Below are 2,096 nucleotides of genomic sequence, written 5' to 3' on the forward strand. Positions count from 1 at the left end.
AGCTTGTTCCTATCTTCTATCGAAAGATCACGGAACTGCGTGTATTGCTTCAATAGTTTGTCTGATTTCAACCACGATAGGTTGAGGTCGTTCTGATGTCGGGCAATCGCATCTGCTGCTTTGTGCGTTGTCGAATCTTCATCGTTGAAAGAATCTTCTGTCGCCATGACACGAAAACTCAAAGGAGATTCCCAGGATATTCTACTGAAATGACTCTGGCACAAGTGGAATTCCAGCAGATCGCGAGCTTCAGAAGGATTGTCAAGTAGCTCCGCTCTGATAATCTCCCTGCGATACCGTCCAAGATCCTCGATCAGTTTCTTGTTCATTCCGTCAGATTTTCCGTTCGTCGCCGCAGCAAGTGAAGCCTTCTTTTCTTTTTGCTTACCTTCATACTCGTCCGCTTCTATCTGAGTTGCATCCCCAGAAACAGGTGATTGAATGTCATCATCCGATTGCAGACCGTAGAAGATAGCCTGTTTTCCGGTAGCATGCGAAAAAGTAACGATGCAACCGCCCTGATCCTTGTTGTCGTATTCTCGGTAGCGTTGTACGTGCTCGAATTCAAGTGAATCGAATTCAGCCATTTTTTCATCACGGCGTCTCTCAAGCTCTGCCTCGGAGTCTGCATTACCTGAGTTGTACATCTCGTCTATCTCATCTGAGATGGAGTCAATCTCTTCCTCCAACGCATCTAGCTTTGCTTGCTCTTCCTCTGGAATCTTCTGCGAAAAAGGCATTCTTCTGTATTCATACCGGTGTCCGACACCTTGATGATCCGTGATCGCCCACTTCCAACCTTCGAGCTTGAGTGAGTCAGCTACAGCGGCTAGTTTCTCGTCGGCTAGTGTCACAAGAATGCTCATATCATTGAGTAGCTTAACGCCAGTGAACAGATCGTCCCAATAGGTGCCACCTGCTTGCACATAAGCATCGATCCCTACAAACTTGGCAAGGCCAGTGTCAGACCTAACCTTGGAGTCCTCGATATGCCTCCGAATGCTGTGAACAGATGCAGACAGATTGTCACCCAATGAACGAAAGACAGATAGTTGCAGTCTCTTGTCCGGCGTTGCGCAGTAAGCCATAGCCTGATCCATAGTCAAGCGGTTAGCACGGAAGTGCTTCAGCAGCGTGGCGTTAAGTTGCGCTAGCCGCAAATATTGCTTCACTCTGGTTACGGTGTAGCCGAAGCGTGCAGCAATATCTTCGATGGTCGCTCCGTCTTTTTGCAGTGTAAGAAAACCTGCACAGGTATCGGCGGGGTGCATCGACTTTTGGGTCAGGTTCTCAATAAGTGAAAGTTCGGTGCTTTCTTCTTCAGTTCTCACAAGACAAGGAATCGGCCTTTCAGCGCTCATATTGCCTTCTTTGACGTGAAGCTCCAATGAGCCGAAACGTCGTCCACCAGCAGGCACAGCATATCCATCCTTATCAGGAAACACGATGAGGTTTTCGAGCAACCCGACTGCGAGAATTGCTGCGTGAAGCTCCTTGTCTTGCGGGTCATCCTTCGGGTTGATGGTTCTGACGTTCTTTTTAGTACGGTGTAGTTGGTTGAATGGGATATAGCTTATTCTTTCATCGGATTCCAAAGCAGTAGATACTGGCAGAGCATTGGTGGCTTCAATTGCATTGTTCATGATATGAGTATCCTGGAGGTTATGTTTCACTTAGAAGATGTGCTGTCTTTCAGTGCAAGAATGGAAGCGAGAAACCTAGAATCTAGGTCTTCAATGCTTTCGCCGTCGTCTGGCGATGCAACACTGTCACGACACACAACATCACCATTGCAGCGTGTTGCGAAAATATTGATCTGAGATTCCATGAAACATGGCTTGGCATATCCGACAATACAACCATTGCCATCTTTGAAAATGACTGTGTCTTCATCAACGTCCTCTATAGCGTTATATGAGGCATTGCCAAGGGCTACAGTTCTATGCTCTGTATCACTATCATGCGTAGATCGAACGTCCAAATCACACTTAGCAGCTACTTTTATCACTATAATCACCTCTGTTAATAGCGAAGCGTAAGAGCGGCGAATGCCGCTGCTTAGGCCTCTGGCCGACTGACGAAGTCCGGGGTGGGCA

Annotated in this window: 2 protein-coding genes; both read right to left on the reverse strand. The window is 47.4% G+C overall.

Annotated elements, in window-relative coordinates; all coding sequences use genetic code 11:
- Nucleotides 1–1,643, reverse strand: a 1,643-nt coding sequence (locus tag ACSHWX_RS18520) for a ParB/RepB/Spo0J family partition protein (protein ID WP_435669683.1), incomplete at its 3' end; no start/stop codon positions are given.
- Nucleotides 1,644–1,669: 26 nt separating this feature from the next.
- The coding region (locus ACSHWX_RS18525) for a hypothetical protein (protein ID WP_435669684.1) at nt 1,670–2,096 on the reverse strand (427 nt) is incomplete at its 5' end.

It is taken from the genome of Maritalea sp. (genome assembly GCF_051251695.1).
Lineage (GTDB): Bacteria > Pseudomonadota > Alphaproteobacteria > Rhizobiales > Devosiaceae > Maritalea.